Raw genomic sequence first — 19,755 nt, forward strand, 5'->3', positions numbered from 1 at the left:
CCAGCGCCGCCAGTCCGGCGAGGCCGGCGGCAAGCGACATCGCGGTGGTCCGGCCGCGCCGTGCCGGCGGCTTTGGCAGCGGCGCGGCCGGCGGCGGGACGGGACGGGACGGGGCGACGTTTTCGGCCGGGGCGACGTTTTCGGCCGGGACGAGGTTTTCGGCCGGTGCGGGCGGCGGCGGGGCGGGGGGCGTCAGCGCCGCCGGGGGGGGCGCGGCCGCCAGCGCCGGCCGGGGAAGCCGGCGCAGATCGCGCATCAGGCCGAGGGTGGCGTGGAGATAGGCGGCGGCGCTGGGGCTGTCGGGGGCGGCGGCCAGCAGGATGCGGCCGTCGGCGGCCAGGGTTTCGTTGCGCCGGTCGAACGGGATCGCGACGGGGTAGACCTGCTCGCGATGGTCCTGGCGGATGCGGGCGATCGCGGCGGCGGCGGCGGGATCGTCGGGGTCGGCCATGGTGATCAGGATGCGCGGCGCCGGTCCGCCGCCGCCGTTGCGGCAGGCGGTGATGATGTCGAGCGTCTTGGCGAGCCCGTCGCGGGCATAGGCGGTCGGCGGCACCGGCACCAGCACCAGATCGGCGGCGGAGACCAGATTGACCGCGATCACCCCCAGCGAGGGCGGGCAGTCGATCAGCAGGGTGTCGATCCGGCCGCTGGCGCCGAGCCGGGCGCGCAGGCGGCGGGCATCGAGCCCGATCACCTCATGTTCGACCTCGGCGAGATGGAGGTTGGCGGTGGCGGCCACCATCGACACCCCGGCCTGGGGGGTGGGGTGCAGCGCGGCGTCGAGCCGGCAGCGCCCGGTCAGCACCTCGTAACTGCCGAGGCGGGCCCCCTCGGCGCCGAGGGCGCGGGTGGCGGTGCCGAGCGAATCGAAATCGGCCACCGCCACGCTCTGGCCGGCGGCGGCGAGGCCGAGGGCGAGATTGAGGCAGGTGGTGGTCTTGGCGACGCCGCCCTTGTGATTGCAGATGGCGACCAGGAAGGGCGCGGCCGTCCCCGCCGCATCCGTCACCACCGCCCCGGCCGGGGCGGTCGATGCCGGGGACGGCAGCGGAGCGGTCGGCGGAAGAGGATTCATGGCACCGGGATTATAACCAAAGAATGCGGTGGGGGAAATCCCGCCGGGGCGGCGGCATTGATCATGGCAGTCGGCGCGGGGCGCCGGAAATGATTTTATCGGCAAAATTGGTGGAATTTGAACCGTAATGCGTCGATCTCGCCCTTCGGTCGAAAGACTTGGCGTGAGATTTACTGTCACCCGTTCGCGCTATGGTTTTTTGTCTATGACGTTCATCGCCGTGACACGCGCGCCGGCCGGTCCGGGCGGGGGCGGGCGGCGCGCCGCCGCGCCGAGGCTTGCCACCACGGCCCCTCGCGGGGTATCAGTTGTCCTGGCCCCGTATGCCGGGGGAAGCGTGGCCGAGTGGTTGAAGGCACTGGTCTTGAAAACCAGCAATCCGCAAGGATTCGTGGGTTCGAATCCCACCGCTTCCGCCAACAATTCGAACCAAGCCCCTGAAAAGGCTTGGTTTCTTGTTTTTGGGGCCCCGTCTGATCCCGCAATGACTCCCCAATCGGGCCTTCGCGTGGGGGCGGGCGAGACTTCCGAGCCGCCCCCTCATCCGGCCACCTTGCCCCTTGGTTGCAAGATTGATACAGTGTGTCAAACGGCGCCGGTCGCCGTCAACGCGCTCATTGATGCGGGATATCAATCTTCCGATGACGCCAGAACAATGCAGGATGGCCCGTGCGGGCCTGGGGTTGGGCGTAAGGGAGCTTGCCGCCCTAGCCGATGTCGCCCCGGGAACCATCACCCGCCTGGAACGGGGCGAGAGCCTCTACCCACGTACCGTGGAAACCATCCGCGCCACCCTGGAGGGGGCTGGGGTCGAATTCATCGACGGTGGCGGGCCGGGGGTCAGGCTGCGGGAGAAGGCGGCATGAGCACCAACGCCGCCTTCAGGCTTCAGGATGCCGGCTTCAGTCGCGCCCAGGTCGAGGCCCTCGGCGAGTTTCTCGACAGCCAGGCGGCGACCAAGACCGATCTGATCGAAGCCAAAACCGAACTGAAGGCTGAGATCGCCGAGGTGAAAACCGAACTGAAAGCCGGGATCGCTGCGGTGAGAACCGAACTGAAAGCCGAGATCGCCGAGGCAAAAGCTGACATCATCAAGTGGATGTTCGGCACCATCGTCGCCCAGACCGCGCTGATCATCGCCGCCGTCAAGCTGCTGCACTGACGGCGCCCCGGCTCGGCTTGGCGCGCGTCCAACCGAGCGGTTGCGGCCTTGACCCGCCGGGCGCGCGTTTGCTGCTTGCGCGCGCCATGTCGCCTGCGGGAGTCCAACCGCGAGGGAAGCCGTTGCTGGAGGTCAGATCCGCCCCTCGCAGGCCCGATCCTCGCCCCCACGGTCCACGCCGGGGTCTGCCGAGGCGCGCCTCTCTTCGACCAGCCAATCGACGAAGCCGGTGGCCAGGGTGCCGGCCTCGGCCCGGCGGGGGATGATCGCGACATACCCGGTGCGTGGCACCCGGATCTCCGGCAGCGGCGTCAGCAGCCGGCCGGCGGCAACGTCGAGCTCCAGCATCGGCAGCGGACCGATCCCCAGGCCCAGCCCGTCTTCCACCGCCTGACGCGTCACGAAGAAGTGGTCGAAGGTCCGGCGGGGCAGGCCGGCCAGATGGGCCAGTCCGGCCGCCTCAAGCCAGTTGGCCCAGTCGCCGGCACGGGTTTCGCTGGCCAGCAGGGTGTGCCCCTCGATGTCGGCCGGAACCAGCACCGGCCGGCGCGCGAACAGTGCCGGGCTCATGATCAGCGTGTCGACGTCCTCCAGCACCGGAACGGCGCGATGCCGGGGCCACAGATCGTCGCGGGCCACGCCACGGCGGATCGACACATCGACGCCGCCGCGCAGATCCTCCACCACGCAGGACACCGTCGTGACCACCACTTCGACCTGGGGATGATCGGCGTGATAGCGGTCGAGCCGGGGGATCAGCCAGCGCATCGCCAGACTGGTCGGGGCGCTGACCCGCAGCAGGCGCCGCGCGGCGGGGCGGCCGCAGGCCTCCGCCGCCACCGCCAGACGGTCGAACGACAGGCCGACCTCGGCGGCGAAGATCTTCGCCGCCGGCGTCGCCACCATCCGCCTTCCGTCCCGGGTGAACAGCCGTTGCCCCAGCCAGCCTTCGAGCGTGGCGATCTGGCGGCTGACCGCGCCATGGGTCAGGCCGAGTTCGGCCCCGGCCTCGGCATAGCTGCCGGTCCGGGCGGCGACCTCGAAGATGCGCAGGGCGTTCAAGGGGGGAAGGCGACGCATCGGGCGGATCCGTGAGAAAAACGAACGCTATCCGTGATGGGAAACAGGCTAGTCGATAAAATTTCACATGGATAGGGTTGGGATCCGCAACCGGTACGACCGAGCCCTGCCCATGGCCTCCTCGACAGACCTTTCCGGGACGCCGCCCGATTCTCGGGCGCCCCGGCAGAAGCGCAGCCTGCTGGCGGCCTGTCTCGCCCACGCCCTGCATGACGGCTACACCGATGGCCTCTACGCCTTCCTGCCGCTCTGGCAGGGGCAGTTCGGGCTGTCCTATGCGGGGGTGGCGGTGGTGCGCGCCCTCTATTCCGCCACCATGGGGGGTCTCCAGATCCCGTCCGACCGTGTGCTGCGCGCTTGGTCGCCGCGCGCGGTGCTGGTCCTGGCGACCGTCCTCGCCGCGACCGGCCTGCTGATCATGGCGCTGCCCTTCGGTTTTGCCGGGCTGTGCGTCGGTCTGGTCGTCGCCGGGCTCGGATCGAGCCTCCAGCATCCGCGGGCTTCGGCGCTGGTGGCCGACAATTACGGCGAGGCGTCGCGACGTCCCCTCGGCCTTTACAATTTTTCCGGCGATCTCGGCAAAGCCGCCTTGCCGGCGCTGATCGCGCTGCTGTTGCCGCTGCTCGACTGGCGCGCGGTGCTGGTGGTGCTGGCGGTGCTGGGGTTCGGGCTGGCGGTCGCCCTGGGGGGACTGGTCCCGGCGGTTCCCGCCACCCGGACCGCCCCGAACCGGACGGAAGCCGGCGGTGGCCGTGGCGGCTTTCCGATCCTCGCGACGATCGGGGCGCTCGATACGGCGACCCGGATGGGCTATCTGCTGTTCCTGCCCTTCCTCATCCAGCAACGGGGCGGGGACACGCCCACAATCGGCGCCGCCCTCGCTTTGCTGTTCATCGGCGGGGCGTTCGGCAAGGCGGGCTGTGCCTGGCTCGGCGAGCGGCTGGGGGTGGTCGGCAGCGTGCTGGCGACCGAAGCCGCCACGGCGGCGCTGATCGCGGCGACGCTGGTCACCCCGCTGCTGCCGACCCTCGTCCTGCTGCCCTGGCTCGGCCTCGTGCTGAACGGCACCTCCTCGGTTCTGTACGGCACCGTGCCCGAGCTGGCCCGGGGCGACCGGAGCCGGGCCTTCGCGATCTTCTACACCTGCGTGATCGGCGCGGGCGGGATCGCGCCGATCCTGTATGGCGCGATCGCCGACCACGGCACCCGGACGATCGGCGTGCTGGCCACGGCGGCGACCGCCGTCCTGATCCTGCCGCTGGTGCTGATGCTGCGGCCCCATCTGCCCCGCCGCCAGACCCCCCGATAACCCCCACACCGCAGGTATCCATCACGATGGCCCCCCCTCCGCTTCCCACCATTGCGCCCACCATCGCCCTGCTCGGTCCGGGGGCGATCGGCACCACCATCGCCGCCGCGCTGCACGAGGCCGGCCGCACCCCGATGCTGTGTGGCCGCACGGCGCTGCCGTCGCTGACCCTGCGCGGCGACGGCGGCGACCTTCTGGTTCCGGGGCCGGTGCGGACCGATCCGGCCACGATCGAAACCACGGTCGATCTGCTCTTCGTCGCGGTCAAGGCAACCCAGATCGAGGCGGCGGCGCCGTGGTTTGCCGCCTTGTGCGACGCGCGGACCGTGGTCTGCGTGTTGCAGAATGGCGTCGAGCAGGAAAGGCGCATCGCCCCCTCCCTGCCCGGCAGCCCGGTGCTGCCCTCGGTGGTGTGGTTCCCCGCCCAACGCCAGCCGGACGGTTCGGTCTGGCTGCGCGGCAAGCCCCGCCTCACCCTGCCACAGACGCCGGCGGTCGGCGTGGTGGTGGCGGCGTTGCAGGGGACGCGCTGCGCGGTCGAGCTCGCCGCCGCTGCCGATTTCACCTCCCTGGCCTGGCGCAAGCTGCTCCAGAACGCGGTGGCGGGGCTGATGGTGCTGGCGGGGCGCCGCGCCGCGATGTTCTCCCGCGCCGACATCGCCGGGCTGGCGCTGGCCTATCTGCGGGAAGGCCTGGCGGTGGCGCGGGCGGAGGGCGCGGTGCTGGGCGACGCGGTGGCGCAAGAGATCCTGGCCCAGTTCCAGGCTCTGCCGGCCGACATGGGCAGCTCGATCCTCGCCGACCGGGAGGCCGGCCGCCCGCTCGAATGGGACATCCGCAACGGGGTGGTGCAGCGTTATGGCCGCTTCCATGGCATCCCGACGCCGATCAGCGATCTGGTCGTGCCGCTGCTGGCCGCCGCCAGCGACGGCCCCGGCTGAGCGATCCTCGGCTGAGCGTCTGTCGGGGGGGGGACGCCTCGTTCCTGGTCTTCGGCGAGGTTTGGCATTAGACTAAGTCTGAAAAGCAGACTTGGGAGAGCCATGATGCCGCAGCCTTGCTGGCGCTTCGACAACAGCTATGGCCGCCTGCCGCCGACGCTCTACACCCGGATCGGGCCGAGTCCGGTCGCCGCGCCCCGGCTGGTGCGGTTCAATCACGCCCTCGCCGCCGAGCTGGGGCTCGACCCTGCCCTCGGCGAGGCGGGGGAGGCGGCGCCGCTGTTCGCCGGCAATTGCCTGCCCGAGGGGGCCGAACCGCTGGCCCAGGCCTATGCCGGCCATCAGTTCGGTTTTTTCAACGTCCTCGGCGACGGGCGGGCGATCCTGCTCGGCGAGCATCTCCGCCCCGATGGCGGCCGGGTCGATCTCCAATTGAAGGGGGCGGGGCGTACCCCCTATTCGCGCGGCGGCGACGGTCGCGCCGCGCTCGGGCCGATGCTGCGCGAATATCTGTTCGGCGAGGCGATGCACGCCCTCGGCCTGCCCACCACCCGCGCCCTGGCGGTGGTGACGACCGGCGAGACGGTGCTGCGCCAGACCCCGCTGGCCGGGGCGATCCTGACCCGGGTCGCCGCCAGCCATCTGCGGGTCGGCAGCTTCGAATATGCGGCGCGGCGCGGCGCGGCCGAGCTGCGGGCGCTGCTCGATTACGCGGTGGCGCGGCACGATCCCGGCCTCGCCGGTCGCGACGACCTGCCGTGGGCCTTCCTGGCGGCGGTGGCCGACCGGCAGGCCGATCTGGTGGTCGGCTGGATGCGGGTCGGCTTCGTCCACGGGGTGATGAACAGCGACAACATGACCATTTCCGGCGAGACGATCGATTACGGCCCGTGCGCCTTCCTCGACCGCTACCACCCGGCGATGGTGTTCAGCTCGATCGATCATGGCGGCCGCTACGCCTTCGGCAACCAGATGGCCTGCGCGCAGTGGAACCTTGCCCGGCTGGCCGAGGCGCTGCTGCCGCTCGATCCCGACGGGCTGGCGCGGGCCGAGGCGGTGATCGAGGGGTTCGGCGCCACGGTGACGGCGCGCCATCGGGCGATGCTGGGGGGCAAGCTCGGCCTGGCCGCGCTCCAGCCCGGCGACGAGGCGCTGATTGCCGAACTGCTCGACTGGATGCAGCGCACCGGCGCCGATTACACCAATACCTTCCGCGCCCTGAGCGACGATCCCGATCCGCCGCTGCCGCAGGGCTGGGGCGAACGCTGGCGCGCCCGCGCTCCGGTCGTCGACCTGATGCGGCGGCACAATCCGGCCTACATCCCGCGCAACCAGCGGGTCGAGGACGCGCTGGCGGCGGCCGAGGCGGGCGATCTGGCCCCGTTCGAGCGGCTGCTGGCGGTGCTGGCCGAGCCTTACCGGACCCGGCCGGGGCTGGAGGCCTATCAGGCCCCGCCGCCGCCCGAGGCGCCGCCCCACCGCACCTTCTGCGGCACCTGAGGAAGAGGCGGGCTCTGCCCGCACCCGCCAAGGGCCGGGGGCCCTTGGATCCCGTCGATGGTCGGGGTTCCGAAGGACAATCAAAGGGTTCCAAGGGCCTTGCGGCCCTTGGCGGGTCCGGGCGGAGCCCGGGCAATCAGGCGGCGGATTCGGCGTCGAGGGCGTAGCCGGCGGCGCGGACGGTGCGGATGATGTCGCTTTCGGTGTCGCAGTTGAGCGCCTTGCGCAGGCGGCGGATATGGACGTCCACCGTGCGCGGCTCGACATAGATGTCCGGCCCCCACACCGCGTCGAGCAGTTCCTCGCGCGAGAACACCGTGCCGGGATGCTGGAGAAAGAATTGCAGCAGGCGGAACTCGGTCGGGCCGAGATGGATCGGCCGGCCGGCGCGGGAGACGCGGTGGGCGGCGAGGTCCATGCTGATGTCGCCCCAGGCCAGCTGGCCCTTCTGCGGCACCGGCTGGACCCGGCGCAGCAGGGCGCGGGTGCGGGCCATCAGTTCGGGCAGCGAAAACGGCTTGGTCAGGTAATCGTCGGCCCCGGTGTTGAGGCCGCGGATCTTGTCGCTTTCCTCGCCGCGCGCGGTCAGCATGATGATCGGCAGGTCGCGGGTGGCCGGCTTGCGCCGCAACTGGCGGCAGACCTCGATCCCCGACAGCGCCGGCAGCATCCAGTCGAGCAGCACCAGATCGGGCCGGCGTTCCGCCACCAGGGTCAGCGCCTCCTCGCCGTCGCCGGCCTCGCAGACGCGGAACCCCTCCTTCTCGAGGTTGTAGCGCAGCATGGTGGCGAGCGAGGCTTCGTCCTCGACGATCAGGATCAGCGGCTTGGCCTGCCCGGCCGGGTTGGGGTCGCGCTGGCTCATTCCGGTCCTCCGACGGTGTTTCCCTTCGGCCGCGAACCGGCCGGCGAGGTGCCGAGGATCTGGTAATGCAGGGCCTCGGCGATGTTGGTGGCGTGGTCGCCGATTCGTTCGATGTTCTTGGCCATGAACAACAGGTGGGTGGCGGTGGCGATGGTGCCGGGATCCTCGGTCATCAGGGTGATCAGATCCTGCATCACCGCGTTGTACATCGCGTCGACCTCTTCGTCGCGGCTCCACACCCCGAGCGCCTTGGTCAGGTCCTTTTCGAGATAGGCGTCGAGCACGTCCTTCAGCAGGCCGCGCACCATCTCACCCAGCCGCACCACCCCGGCCACCGGCGCGGTGATGCCGGCGCGGTTGAGCACCAACGCCCGCTTGGCGAGGTTGGCGGCATAATCGCCGACCCGCTCGATCTCGCCCGAGATGTTGAGGGCGCCGACGATCTGGCGCAGATCGACCGCCATCGGCTGGCGCAGCGCCAGCAGGCGGACGGCGAAGCTCTGCACCTCGCGGTCGAGTTCGTCGATGCGGGCGTCGCCGGCCACCACCCGCTGAGCGAGGTCGTCGTCGCGCCGGGCCAGCGCCTGAAGCCCGGCGGTCAGCTGGGCCTCGGCCATTCCCCCCATCCGGGCGATGATCCCGGTCAGGTGGGCCAGTTCCTCGTCGTAGGATTTGACGGTATGCACTTCTTCCATGCGCGGCCCTCCCGTGATTATCCGAAGCGGCCGGTGATGTAGCCCTGGGTCAGGGGCTGTTGCGGATTGGTGAAGATCTGTTCGGTGTCGCCGACCTCGATCAGCTTGCCGAGATGAAAGAAGGCGGTGCGCTGCGACACCCGCGCCGCCTGCTGCATCGAATGGGTGACGATCACGATGGTGTAATTGTCGCGCAGCTCGTCGATCAGTTCCTCGACCTTGGCGGTGGCGATCGGGTCGAGCGCCGAACAGGGCTCGTCCATCAGGATCACCTCGGGGCCGACCGCGATGGCGCGGGCGATGCACAGCCGCTGTTGCTGCCCGCCCGACAGGCCGGTGCCGGATTCGGTCAGCCGGTCCTTGACCTCGCCCAGCAGGCCGGCCTTTTCCAGGCTGGTCATCACGATCTCGTCCAGTTCCTCCTGGTCGCGGGCGAGGCCGTGGATGCGCGGACCGTAGGCGACGTTGTCGTAGATCGATTTGGGGAAGGGATTGGGCTTCTGGAACACCATCCCCACCCGCGCCCGCAACTGCACCACGTCGAGGCCGCGATCGTAGATGTCGGCGCCGTCGATGGTCAGCCGGCCGCTGACCCGCGCCGTCTCGACCATGTCGTTCATCCGGTTGATGCAGCGCAGGAAGGTCGATTTGCCGCAGCCGGACGGGCCGATCAGCGCGGTGACCTCGCCGGAATGGATGTCGAGATCGACCGAATGCAGCGCGTGCTTTTCGGCGTAATGGACGTTGAGACCCCGGGCCGAGATCTTGGCGCGGCCCTCGATGGCGCGGGGGTTGACCGGGCTGTTCATGAGACGGCTACCACTTTCTTTCGAATTTCTTGCGCAGCAGGATCGCGACAAGATTCATCGCCGCCAGGAACAGCAGCAGCACCATGATCGCGGCCGAGGTGCGCTCGACGAAGGCGCGTTCGGGACTGTCGGCCCACAGATAGACCTGGACCGGCAGCACCGCCGCCGGGTCGAGCGGGGTGGCCGGGATGTCGACGATGAAGGCGACCATGCCGATCATCAAGAGCGGCGCGGTCTCGCCCAGGGCGTGGGCCATGCCGAGGATGGTGCCGGTCAGGATTCCCGGCATCGACAGCGGCAGGACGTGATCGACCACCACCTGGAGCCGCGAGGCGCCGAGCCCGGCGGCGGCCTCGCGGATCGAGGGCGGCACCGCCTTCATCGCCGCGCGGGCGGCGATGATGATGGTGGGCAGACAGATCAGCGCCAGCACCAGACCGCCGACCAGCGGGGCCGAGCGCGGCATGCCGAAGGCGTTGAGGAACACCGCGAGCCCGAGCAGGCCGAACACCACCGACGGCACCGCCGCCAGATTGTTGATGTTGACCTCGATCAGGTCGGTCCAGCGGTTCTTGGGGGCGAATTCCTCCAGATAGACCGCGGTGGCGACCCCGAGCGGGAAGCTGACCAGCAGGGTGATGGTCAGCGAGAACACCGAGCCGACGATCGCCCCCCACAACCCGGCCAGTTCCGGCTGGCGCGAATCGCCCGAGGTCCACAGGATGGTGTTGAAGCGGGTCTTGACCGCGTCGCGCGCCTCGAGCGCGCTCAGCCAGCGCAACTGGTTCTCGCTCAGCCGGCTGCCGGGAACGCCGGCCTGACGCGGGGCGTGGCCCTTGACCGCCATGTCGATGTCGTCGTTGGCCAGCAGCCAGACCTCGCGGGTCTGGCCGAGCAGGGCCGGGTCATCGCGCAGCATCGACCGCAGGTCGGCCTCGGCCCCGCTCGACACCAACCCCATCAACTGGCGCTGCTCGGTGCGGCTCTGCGCCTCGGGAAAGGCGCGCGCCAGCCCCTGGCGGATCACCGCGCGATAATCGGCGGCGGCGATGGTCTCGGCGGTGGGGGCGCCCTCGATCCCGAGCAGGGCCGGGTCGAAGCTGGCCTCGACCTTGACGTAGGTCGAGAGGAAGGCCGACATCCCGTTGCCGAGGATGGTGGTGAGCAGGATGCCGAGGAAGCCAAGGGCGAACAGCACCGCGCCCAGTCCGACGGCGCGGAAGCGGCGTTCGGCGGCATGGCGCCGCTTCAGCCGGGCGGCGACGGTGTCGGCGCTGGTCCGCTCGGCGGCCAACGCGGCGGCCTGGGTGGTGTCAGTCATATCTTTCCCGGTACCTGTTGACGATGTGCAACGCCACGGCGTTGAGCGAAAGGGTGATGGTGAACAGAGCGAGGCCGAGGGCGAAGGCCGCCAGGGTCTTCGGGCTGTCGAATTCCTGGTCGCCGACCAGCAGGGTGACGATCTGGGTGGTGACGGTGGTCACCGCCTTGAGCGGATTGGCGGTGAGGTTGGCGGCCAGCCCGGCGGCCATCACCACGATCATCGTCTCGCCGATCGCGCGCGAGGCGGCCAGCAGCACGCCGCCGACGATGCCGGGCAAAGCGGCGGGCAGCACCACCTGCTTGATCGTCTCGGACTTGGTGGCGCCCAGGCCGTAGGCACCCTCGCGCAGGGATTGCGGCACGGCGGTGATGACGTCGTCCGACAGCGAGGAGACGAAGGGGATGATCATGATCCCCATCACCAGCCCGGCGGCCAGCGCGCTTTCCGAGGCGACGTCGAGGCCGAGGGCGAGGCCGGTGTCGCGCACGAACGGGGCGACGGTGAGGGCGGCGAAGAAGCCGTAGACCACGGTGGGGATGCCGGCCAGCACCTCGAGCAGCGGCTTGACCACCGCGCGGAAGCGGGGCAGGGCGTATTCCGCCATGTAGATCGCGGCCAGCAGCCCGATCGGCACCGCCACCACCAGGGCGATGCCGGCGATCAGCAGGGTGCCGGTGAACAGCGGCACCGCGCCGAACGCGCCCGAACTGCCGACCTGGCCGGCGCGCATCGCCGTCTGCGGGCTCCACGAGGTGCCGAACAGGAAGTCGGTCAGCGGCACGAACTGGAAGAAGCGCAGCGATTCGAACAGCAGCGACAGGACGATGCCGATGGTGGTGAAGATCGCCACGGTCGAGGAGATCATCAGCGCGATCGTCACCACCCGTTCGACCCGGTTGCGGGCGCGCAGGTCGCGATGGACCCGGGTGCGGGCCCAGGCCAGACCGGCGACGGCGACGCCGAGGGCCAGCGCGGCGACGGTGGCGAACATCGTCTCGCGCAGGGCGAGCAGATGATGGGCGGCCTCGGCCACCGCCGGGCTGCTCGGCGCGGTACCGTTGTGGGCGACGTTGCGGATCTCGTTGTAGACCAGGGCCAGCCGCTCGGCGGGCAGGCCGGCGAGATCGGGCGGCAGCGAGGCGGTGACCAGGGCATGCAGCAGCGCCGGCTCGAACACCAGCCAGCCGACCACCACCAGCAGGGCGGGCAGGCCGCACCACAGCGCGACCAGATAACCGTGATGGTTGGGCAGCGAATGCAGCAGGCGCGGATTGCCGTCGGCGACCGCCAGGGCCTTGCGGCGCCCGGTGCTGAAACCGTAGGCGGTGAGGGCGAGAAGAACGAGGGTCAGCAGGATCAGCGACATGGACCGGGTCTGACTGGTGGGCGGGAGGGCGGGACGCCGGGGCGGACTGTAACAGAGCGCATCGGCGGCAGGGAAACAAACACCCCGGCGGGAGCGTCCCGTCGCCCACCGGGGGAGACGGCCGGGATCATCGGAACAGGCGAGGCGATGACGGCGCGTGACCGCCGGTCGGGCGCGCTTGCCACGCCGGGGCCGACGCGTCCCCTCTCCTGGTTCCTCTCAACATCGAACCTCCGATCGAGGCCAACACGGTGCCGCCTCGGCGGCTGTCCCCGGCTGCGTCGCCACCATAGCCGGGGGGGGTTACGCCTCTTTGACGGTTTGATGAAGCTTTTGTGACGGTCGCGGCGGAGGGGAGCCGCGAAGCCCCGGCCGCCCCGCCCGCCGCCGTCTCGACGCCGAAGGGCGTTGCCGCCGTTCGCTGTCTTGACCGGATGATGACAATCCTTTTGCCGGTGAAGCTTGGCGGGGATGCGGCAAAAAGGCGTCAGGCATGACCAACGGATAAACGCGATCAGAGTTGAAGATGACAAGGCGAATTTGTTTCTTGTCAAGGCGGGTGGAGAGACGGATGAACGGCAGGAGGAGAGCGTTCTTGTCGGGTGGCGCAGGTGATTCTTACCGAATGCATTTCTCGTTTTATTGAGCACTGCCGGGTTGGGCGCTGTCTTTCAGCGAATACCCTGCGGGCCTATCGGACCGATCTGGCCGACTTCGCCGCCTTTGCCGGCGGGCGGAAAGCGATCGATGGCATCGACCGGGCCCTGTTGCGGAGCTACGCCGCCCACCTGTTTGACGTGGAGGGACTGAAGGAAAGCTCGGTCAAGCGCCGGATGGCGGCATTGAAGGTGATGTTCCGCTGGCTGGAACGGGACGAGGTGATCGCGCTCAGTCCGTTTCACCGGCTTGACCTGACGATTCGCCTGCCGCGCCGCCTGCCCCGGGCACTGTCGCCCGAGGAGATGCGGCGCCTGCTCGCCGCCGCCGAACGGGCCGCCCAGGGGGGCGGGTTCGCCGAGGTGCAGACCCGCTTCATCATCGTCTGCCTGTTCACCACCGGCCTGCGCATCGGCGAACTGGTCTCGGTCGGGCTGGAGGAGGTCGATCCGGTCGCGGCGACGATCCGGGTGCGCGGCAAAGGCAACCGCGAACGACGGGTCTATCTGCCGGGGGCGGAGGCGGAACGGATCCTGCGCGGTTATCTCGCCGCCCGCGCGGCGCCTGGCTCCGGCTCGGACCGGCTGCTGGTGGGCGCGGATGGCGTAGCCTTGACCGCCCAGACGATCCGCCGCCGCCTGAGCCAACTGGCGCGGGCAGCGGGGATCGAGCGTCGCGTCACCCCGCATATGCTGCGCCACACCGCCGCGACTCAACTGATCGAGGCCGGGGTTGACATCCGCTTCGTTCAGAAACTGCTGGGCCATGCCAGTATCGCCACCACCCAGATCTACACCCAGGTCAGCGATTCCAGCCTCAAAGCGACGCTGGAACGGGCTAATACGTTGAAAAGAATGTGGATAGGTGGTGCGGCTGATAACTAGGAATTATGAGCAAAATATATTGGGTTGGCTCGCGCTTGGCAGATATCCAGGGAGACGAGGATAATTTTGCCGGAGCGATAACTTTGTTTGGGTCGAGCCGCATCTGTCTCGGCTCCGAATGCTACGAATCAGAACACAAACACAGACTGAATCAGAATTCATATGATGATGCTGAAAAAATAAAATATTTTTTTAAGGAAAAAATTGAAAAAACTATCATTAGCGACCAAGACTCGGTATTTTTTTGTTATGGAAGCGAATGGAATTCAGTAGACAGTGTTTTTTTAAAATCATTTCCGTACATCAATAAGCAACAGATCATTCGATTATGTAAGGACAAGTTCAGGGCGCGGTCGATGGTCGCGTCATTTGCGCCAGTCGTTCCTGCTGTGTGTCTGTTCAGAACTGATTGTACCTTTGAGGCCTTAACCCGTCTTTTTCCAGGAAACAGACGTTTTGTCATTCAATCGGCCTATGGTGCAGGCGGTGAAGGAACAATCCTCGTCAATGAGAAAAATTGCGCCAGCCGGATTGACCTCTTAAAGGGATACGAACTTATTGCATCGCCCTATATTGATGCCATTCCGATCAATGTTCATGTCGTGATCGGCTTAGATGACTTGATGGTCCTGCAACCGTCCATCCAACTCATCGAGAAGGACGGGCGGGGGAAGTTGCTGTACCGCGGGGGAGATTTCTCCGCTGCGTCCTCGTTATCCCACAGCATGTTGTCGGAGATCGCAAAAATTTCGAGACTGGTGGCGCAACGCCTACAGGCGGCAGGCTATCGCGGCGTCCTTGGCGTGGATTACCTGCTAACCGAGAGCGGCCCGATGTTCGTTGAAATTAACCCAAGGTTTCAGGCATCCTCGTTCGTTCTCAGCCGTCATCTGCGACGACTCGGCTTGCCATCCTTGCAGATGCTTCATCGCCGGGCTTTCGAAGGCGGGTCGGTCACTCTTTCCGAGGTACCGCATGCCTATGCTAGCTTTATCGTGTTCCTCAAGGGAGGGGCGGGCGTCGAGTGGCGGGACTCAGCCACTTTTCCCGGAGAGCACGATTCTTTCGGAGGGGGGGCTCATACCTTTTCTCCAGGGGCGCCGGTGGCGCGCGTTTATTTCTCCGACCCCATTGTGCGCATCGGCAACAGAGTCGTAGCAGATACTCCCTTGGCGCGCCAAATCGGTCTCTCTCCGTCAATTTTTTCCCATTGGTGAAACACAACGGCCAGGAACATATCCTGCGGGTGGCGGCAATTCCTCAGGCCAGATCAGCCTTCCATCTTTACCAAGTCGTACTATCGTTTGTGTGTCAAGGCTGGCGTAAAAGCTTTCCAAAATGATGGCGGCTCTTATCTCTTGCCTGATAGTATCGAAATCGGCTTGCTGTGGAGGGGACAAGGTAGGTATGGCTGAAATTGCACCAAATAGAGCTCCCAACGCGCCGATCAGAAGAGAAGCTTTTTCCCGCAAGACCCGATCGTGCTCAGCCTTTTTTTCCTTTGCTACGCGAATTCGCCCACTCAGATAGCCAGGAGAGGTTATCGTACTTTCTAGTCGATCCCACCGAAGCAGGATGCCTTGCAAAGAGCATCCCCGCTCCAGTCTATCAAGAAGCCACGATAGTAAATTTTCAATAGAATTATCTACAACCCCGATCCTGATGCTGACATCAATGCCAACATCACTGTCAATGCTGAGAAGATATTTCCTGAAATCTCCCTCGTACCGCGAATAGAGATAGGCTTCCTGCTCCCCCCTCTTGCCCCGCGAAAAAGTTATCATATCATATAGATTGTGTAGCTCATCTCTATTGTAGACGTTCGATATTCGAGCAAGTTTTGATAAGTATTTTACGTCGCGAAAGCGTGATGTGGCTAGGCAAGACAATATTCCAGAATTTATAGTGTACTTAAGTTCATCAAGATACCCAGACATGAACATGAGGTTGGCATACGGAAATTCTTCACCACTCTCTCGATAGTGGATTATTATTACAGGGATTAGGCTTAAGAGGTCTTTCCATGGAAGGTAGCGATCTGGAAAATCTTTGTTGCTTGTTGAGACAATAACTTTTTCATCTTCAATCTGTTGACTTGATATCCCAAATACATAGGCAAACTGGGCGAGAGATACACGGATATTTTTAAGTTCTGCTTGAATGAAGTCTACATACTCAATATTGGTATTTGCAAGATCTAGGTTAGTTAACTTCGCATCAGGGAATTTAGAGTCCTCAAACGTACAAGATTCGACACGGCTGTCGTGGATCCTTGCATCGCAAAAATTGCATTCTGTAAAGGAAGAGCCAATCAGGGATGATCCATCGAATGATGCGCCATTAAATAGTGATCCCGAAAAATTTGCGCCATCAAATACTACATTTTTTCCGAATACAACCGAGGAAAAATTTGAATATAAAAAATTGCTTCTGTCGAATTTACAATCATTAAATTCGGATCCAGTCCAAATAGAGCCATTTCCAGCAGCCCGCGAAAAGTTAACTTTGTCAAAAATACAATTTTGCGCGTGAGCGCGCTTTATTGATTTTCTTTCGAAACTTTCGTTAGAAATAGTTGACCCAATAGATGGCCTCCAGTCACCCTGAAATTTCCTGGAGTGACTGCAAAGTATTTTTGTGGCCTCCATTTTTCCAAGTCCGCCATTGGTGTCCACTGGCAGTGCAGGTCTTAAGCTATCCCAGTTGCTCATAATTCCTAGTTATCCTTATGCAACTAATTGTTACTATATCAATGTATTAATGCAGCAATTGGACCGCCATGTTGCTTTTAGCCAAAAGGCATTCATCTGCACAACAAAATTATAACGATCTATCTTCGAAACAAAGCAACCAAAAGTGGATAAATTAAGGCGGGGCACTTTGGGGAATGGATGAGGCGCGACAGGGAGGGAGCCGTTCGCCCCCCCCCAATGGGTTCCAAGGGCCTTGCGGCCCTTGGCGGGTGCGGGCAGAGCCCGCGCTTTTGCCCCTCCCGGCGGGGGTCAGGCGGCGGCCTTGACCGTCTTGCTGACCACGTCGCGCATGGTGTCGAGGAAGGTCTCGACGTCCGAACGCAGGGCGTCGTTGCTCTCGGCCAGGCTGTCGGTGCAGGCCAGCACCGCGCTGGCCGCCTTGTCGGTTTCGGCCGAGGCTTCGTGGGCGCCCTCGATCGCGGTGGCGACCTCCTGGGTGCCCTGGGCGGCCTGCTGGACGTTGCGGGCGATTTCCGCCGTCGCGGCCGATTGCTGGTCCACCGCCGCCGCGATCGAGGCGGCGATCGAACTGATCTCCTCGATGCGCGAGACGATGCCGCCGATCGCCGCCACCGCCTGCTGGGTCGAGGCCTGCACCGCGCCGATCTGGGCGCCGATCTCGTCGGTGGCCTTGGCGGTCTGGTTGGCCAGCCCCTTGACCTCGTTGGCGACCACCGCGAAGCCCTTGCCGGCCTCGCCGGCCCGCGCCGCCTCAATGGTGGCGTTGAGGGCCAGCAGGTTGGTCTGGCTGGCGATGTCGGTGATCAGCCCGACCACCTCGCCGATCCGGGCCGAGGCCTCGGCCAGCCCGCGCACGGTGGCGTCGGTGGCCTTGGCCTCGTCGCTGGCGGCGGCCGACAGCCGGCTCGATTGCTCGACCTGACGGCCGATCTCGCGGATCGACACCGACAGTTCCTCGGCGGCGCTGGCGACGCTCTGGACGTTGCTGGTGGCCTGCTGGGTGGCGGCGGCGACGGTCGAGGCGCGTTGCAGCGACATGTCGGCGTTGGAGGACAATTGCCGCGCCGTCGCCGACAGGCTGTCATGGGCTTCCTGCACCTGGCTCAGCACCTCGGACGAGCGGTTGCGGAAATTGCGCATCAGCTCGCCGACCGCCTTGGTGCGGTAGTCGCTGGTGGCCATGCGGTCGCGGTCGCTCTGTTCGATCTGCTTGCGCTCGATCTGGGCCTCGCGGAACATCAGCACGGCGTGGGCGATGTGGCCGATCTCGTCCTTGCGCCCGCCGTCGGTCACCTCGACCGAGACGTCGCCGCGATTGAGCCGATCGACCGCCGCGCTGAGGCGACCGAGCGGCCGCGTCACCAACCGCGACACGATCAGGTACAGCAGTGCCAGCGCCGCCAGGGTCAGCACCACCCCCAGCACGATCCCCTGGGCGATGGTGGTGTGGGTTTCGGTCTCCATCGCGGCGACCGCGTCGAGCATCGCCTGCTGATTGACCTCGACCCGCTGCTGGACCAGATCGCCGAAGGCGAGGCGGGCGGCGCGGCCGTCGGTCAGCCACACCTCGGAGGCCTGATCGCGCTCGCCGGCGCGGACATGGGCCATCGCCTGCCGGGTGACGGTGTCGTAGCGCGCCAGCTTGGCCCGCAGATCGTCGAGCACCGCCCGGCGCGCGGGCGAGTCGGCCATCGCCGCCGCGCTGTCGAGCACCTTGGCGATGTTGGCGACGCTGGTCTGATAACGCTGTTCGGCCTGATCGATCTCGGCCTGATTGCGGCTGAGCAGGGTCGACAGCGCCGCCACCGCCGCGTTGTTGAGTTCGGCCTTGAGGTTGAGCGTCATCACCGAGCGCTTCACTTCGGAGCCGATGATGTCGGTGGCGCTCTGGCTGATCTTCAGCAGGCTGTGCGAATTGACCGCGATGATGATCGCGATCGAGGCGGTCAGGATGAAGGTCGGCAGCAGAATTTTTCGGAATACGGTCAGGTCCAGCAACCAGCGTGTCATTTTTCTCTCCGGTCCCCCCCGAAGGTGCCCGGCCATTGCCCCGTCGCGCCTTGGTGGGGCGCTGACGACTTGAGGGATGGCCTCAGTTTAGGCTAGTCATAGCCGCATCCCCCTAAATCACAAGTTCGGATTGAAGAGGGGTGGCATGCACTATACGCAAAAGTGAATCATTCCTTAATTTAGGAGATCTTAAGGGTGGCGACAGGCGCTTTGCCGCCCAACGGATGATAAGACGTCTTTTGTTGAAAAATTCCGTCGATTTGCCAGCGATCGGCCCGCCCTATACCAATGGCGGATCGATGATCCCGAGGGCGGCTACTGCCGGCAGGCACCGTCGGCGCCGAGGCGGATCAGCGGGGCGCGGCCGCCGATCACCGCGGCATAGCGGGTGACGGTGGCGCTGGGGCGCAACGGCGAGCGGGTCAGCGGCGCCGGGAGCAGCGCCGCCAGCAGGGCGGCCTCGCGCGGGGTCAGCGCGGCGGCCGGCTTGTGGAAATAGCGGTTGGAAGCCGCCTCGGCGCCATACAGGCCGGGGCCGAGTTCGACGATGTTGAGATAGACCTCGAGGATCCGCCGCTTCGGCCACAGCGCCTCGAGATAGAGGGTGAGGTAGGCCTCGATCCCCTTGCGCAGGAAGGTGCGGCCCGGCCACAGATAGAGGTTCTTGGCGGTCTGCATCGAGATCGTGCTGGCCCCGACCAGCCGCTCGCCGTCCTCGTAGCTTTCCATCGCCGACTGGATCGCGTCCCAGTCGAAGCCCCAATGGCGGCAGAAGCGGGAATCCTCGGCGGCGATCACCGCCCGGCGCAGGTGGGGCGAGATCTGGTCGAGGTCGCGCCAGGAGCGGGTCATCCCCTGGCCCTCGGTCAGCCGCATCAGCATCAGCGGCGTCGCCGGCGGCGGCACCACCCGGAACAGCAGGGTCAGCAGCAGCGGCAGCCCGACCCCCAGCCCGACCAGCAGCAGCAGGCCCCGGCGCAGCCAGCGGCCCCAGCGCGGGGTGGGGCGGGCGGCGGGGGGGCGCGCCGGTTCGGCCGCGGGGGGCAGGCCCCGGCGGGGCGGATCGGTCCGGCGGCGGGCCATCGGGTCTCCATCGCTCGCGGTGGGAGGGGCGGCCGGTCCGGCCGGGACGGAGGCCGTGGATTGGTTAAGGAATTTGCGCGAGGATCGGCTTGATGTCGAGTCCGCACCCCGCGCCGTCCCCGCCGCTGTCGCCGTCCGTCCCGGCTGCTCCCGCCGGCCGGGTGCGGCGCAAGGCGCCGGCACGGCGCCGGCCGCCCGGTCCGCCCGGTCCGCCCGGGGCGTCCCCGCCCGAGCCGCCCATCGCCGACGATGACGGCGCCGCCCCCGATTTGCGCGAC

16 protein-coding genes, 1 tRNA gene and 1 pseudogene are annotated in these 19,755 nt (G+C 66.3%); 8 read left to right on the forward strand and 10 right to left on the reverse strand.

The genetic code is table 11. The annotated features are described in order from the left end of the window. Positions 1-1,078, reverse strand: a 1,078-nt coding sequence (locus ACFSNB_RS16950; protein ID WP_377318729.1) for a ParA family protein, incomplete at its 3' end; no start/stop codon positions are given. Positions 1,079-1,409: 331 nt separating this feature from the next. Here ACFSNB_RS16950 and ACFSNB_RS16955 point away from each other — a divergent pair. After that, a tRNA-Ser gene (locus tag ACFSNB_RS16955) sits at positions 1,410-1,497 on the forward strand. Positions 1,498-1,940: 443 nt separating this feature from the next. Beyond that, positions 1,941-2,240 (forward strand): CCDC90 family protein, encoded by a 300-nt coding sequence (locus tag ACFSNB_RS16965; protein WP_377318731.1) that lies wholly within the window; start codon positions 1,941-1,943, stop codon positions 2,238-2,240. 132 nt (positions 2,241-2,372) lie between these two features. On the opposite strand, the gene ACFSNB_RS16970 is transcribed toward ACFSNB_RS16965, so the two are convergent. After that, a complete protein-coding gene (locus tag ACFSNB_RS16970; protein WP_377318733.1) occupies positions 2,373-3,320 on the reverse strand; it encodes a LysR substrate-binding domain-containing protein in 948 nt (315 codons plus the stop codon). A 112-nt stretch (positions 3,321-3,432) separates the two neighbouring features. On the opposite strand from ACFSNB_RS16970, the gene ACFSNB_RS16975 reads away from it, so the two are divergent. The 3 genes from ACFSNB_RS16975 (at position 3,433) to ACFSNB_RS16985 (ending at position 7,070) form a co-directional block, all read left to right on the forward strand. After that, positions 3,433-4,629, forward strand: coding sequence for an MFS transporter (locus ACFSNB_RS16975; RefSeq protein WP_377318735.1), 1,197 nt, complete (start codon positions 3,433-3,435; stop codon positions 4,627-4,629). Positions 4,630-4,655: 26 nt separating this feature from the next. Next, complete coding sequence (locus tag ACFSNB_RS16980) at positions 4,656-5,570, forward strand: oxidoreductase (RefSeq protein ID WP_377318737.1); 915 nt, start codon at positions 4,656-4,658, stop codon at positions 5,568-5,570. Between the two features lie 105 nt (positions 5,571-5,675). Beyond that, complete coding sequence (locus tag ACFSNB_RS16985; protein ID WP_377318739.1) at positions 5,676-7,070, forward strand: protein adenylyltransferase SelO; 1,395 nt, start codon at positions 5,676-5,678, stop codon at positions 7,068-7,070. A gap of 136 nt (positions 7,071-7,206) precedes the next feature. Here the strand turns inward: ACFSNB_RS16985 and phoB are convergent, their stop codons facing one another. Genes phoB through pstC form a run of 5 tightly spaced genes read right to left on the reverse strand, consistent with a single transcriptional unit; the run spans position 7,207 to position 12,129 of the window. After that, entirely contained in the window at positions 7,207-7,935 is a 729-nt protein-coding gene (gene phoB, locus ACFSNB_RS16990; RefSeq protein ID WP_377318741.1) for a phosphate regulon transcriptional regulator PhoB, read from the reverse strand. Then, positions 7,932-8,630: a phosphate signaling complex protein PhoU gene (gene phoU / locus ACFSNB_RS16995; protein WP_377318743.1), complete on the reverse strand. Its 699-nt coding sequence runs from the start codon at positions 8,628-8,630 to the stop codon at positions 7,932-7,934. Before phoU ends, phoB begins: the two co-directional genes overlap by 4 nt. A 17-nt stretch (positions 8,631-8,647) precedes the next feature. Then, positions 8,648-9,439: a phosphate ABC transporter ATP-binding protein PstB gene (pstB, locus tag ACFSNB_RS17000; protein ID WP_377318745.1), complete on the reverse strand. Its 792-nt coding sequence runs from the start codon at positions 9,437-9,439 to the stop codon at positions 8,648-8,650. A gap of 7 nt (positions 9,440-9,446) precedes the next feature. Then, positions 9,447-10,760 carry a phosphate ABC transporter permease PstA gene (pstA, locus tag ACFSNB_RS17005; protein WP_377318747.1) on the reverse strand — a complete coding sequence of 438 codons (1,314 nt, stop codon included), beginning with the start codon at positions 10,758-10,760 and terminating at the stop codon, positions 9,447-9,449. Then, positions 10,753-12,129 carry a phosphate ABC transporter permease subunit PstC gene (gene pstC, locus ACFSNB_RS17010; protein ID WP_377318749.1) on the reverse strand — a complete coding sequence of 459 codons (1,377 nt, stop codon included), beginning with the start codon at positions 12,127-12,129 and terminating at the stop codon, positions 10,753-10,755. Before pstC ends, pstA begins: the two co-directional genes overlap by 8 nt. A 602-nt stretch (positions 12,130-12,731) precedes the next feature. Between pstC and ACFSNB_RS17015 the strand changes: the two genes are divergently transcribed. After that, entirely contained in the window at positions 12,732-13,670 is a 939-nt protein-coding gene (locus ACFSNB_RS17015; protein WP_377318751.1) for a tyrosine-type recombinase/integrase, read from the forward strand. A gap of 5 nt (positions 13,671-13,675) precedes the next feature. Further along, positions 13,676-14,887: an ATP-grasp domain-containing protein gene (locus ACFSNB_RS17020; RefSeq protein ID WP_377318753.1), complete on the forward strand. Its 1,212-nt coding sequence runs from the start codon at positions 13,676-13,678 to the stop codon at positions 14,885-14,887. Here ACFSNB_RS17020 and ACFSNB_RS17025 read toward each other — a convergent pair. The 3 genes from ACFSNB_RS17025 to mtgA all read right to left on the reverse strand — a co-directional run bounded on the left by ACFSNB_RS17025 (position 14,867) and on the right by mtgA (position 19,477). Beyond that, on the reverse strand, positions 14,867-16,381 hold the full coding sequence (locus ACFSNB_RS17025) for a pentapeptide repeat-containing protein (protein ID WP_377318755.1): 1,515 nt from the start codon (positions 16,379-16,381) through the stop codon (positions 14,867-14,869). The genes ACFSNB_RS17020 and ACFSNB_RS17025 overlap by 21 nt on opposite strands. Before the next feature lie 291 nt (positions 16,382-16,672). Next, on the reverse strand, positions 16,673-18,394 hold the full coding sequence (locus ACFSNB_RS17030) for a methyl-accepting chemotaxis protein (protein ID WP_377318757.1): 1,722 nt from the start codon (positions 18,392-18,394) through the stop codon (positions 16,673-16,675). A gap of 315 nt (positions 18,395-18,709) precedes the next feature. After that, a complete protein-coding gene (gene mtgA / locus ACFSNB_RS17035; RefSeq protein WP_377318759.1) occupies positions 18,710-19,477 on the reverse strand; it encodes a monofunctional biosynthetic peptidoglycan transglycosylase in 768 nt (255 codons plus the stop codon). Positions 19,478-19,569: 92 nt separating this feature from the next. Between mtgA and ACFSNB_RS17040 the strand changes: the two are divergent. Beyond that, positions 19,570-19,755: pseudogene (locus ACFSNB_RS17040) on the forward strand (hypothetical protein); the annotation flags it as partial.

Origin of the sequence: Phaeospirillum tilakii (assembly GCF_042683125.1) — a bacterium.
Taxonomy (GTDB): domain Bacteria; phylum Pseudomonadota; class Alphaproteobacteria; order Rhodospirillales; family Magnetospirillaceae; genus Phaeospirillum; species Phaeospirillum tilakii.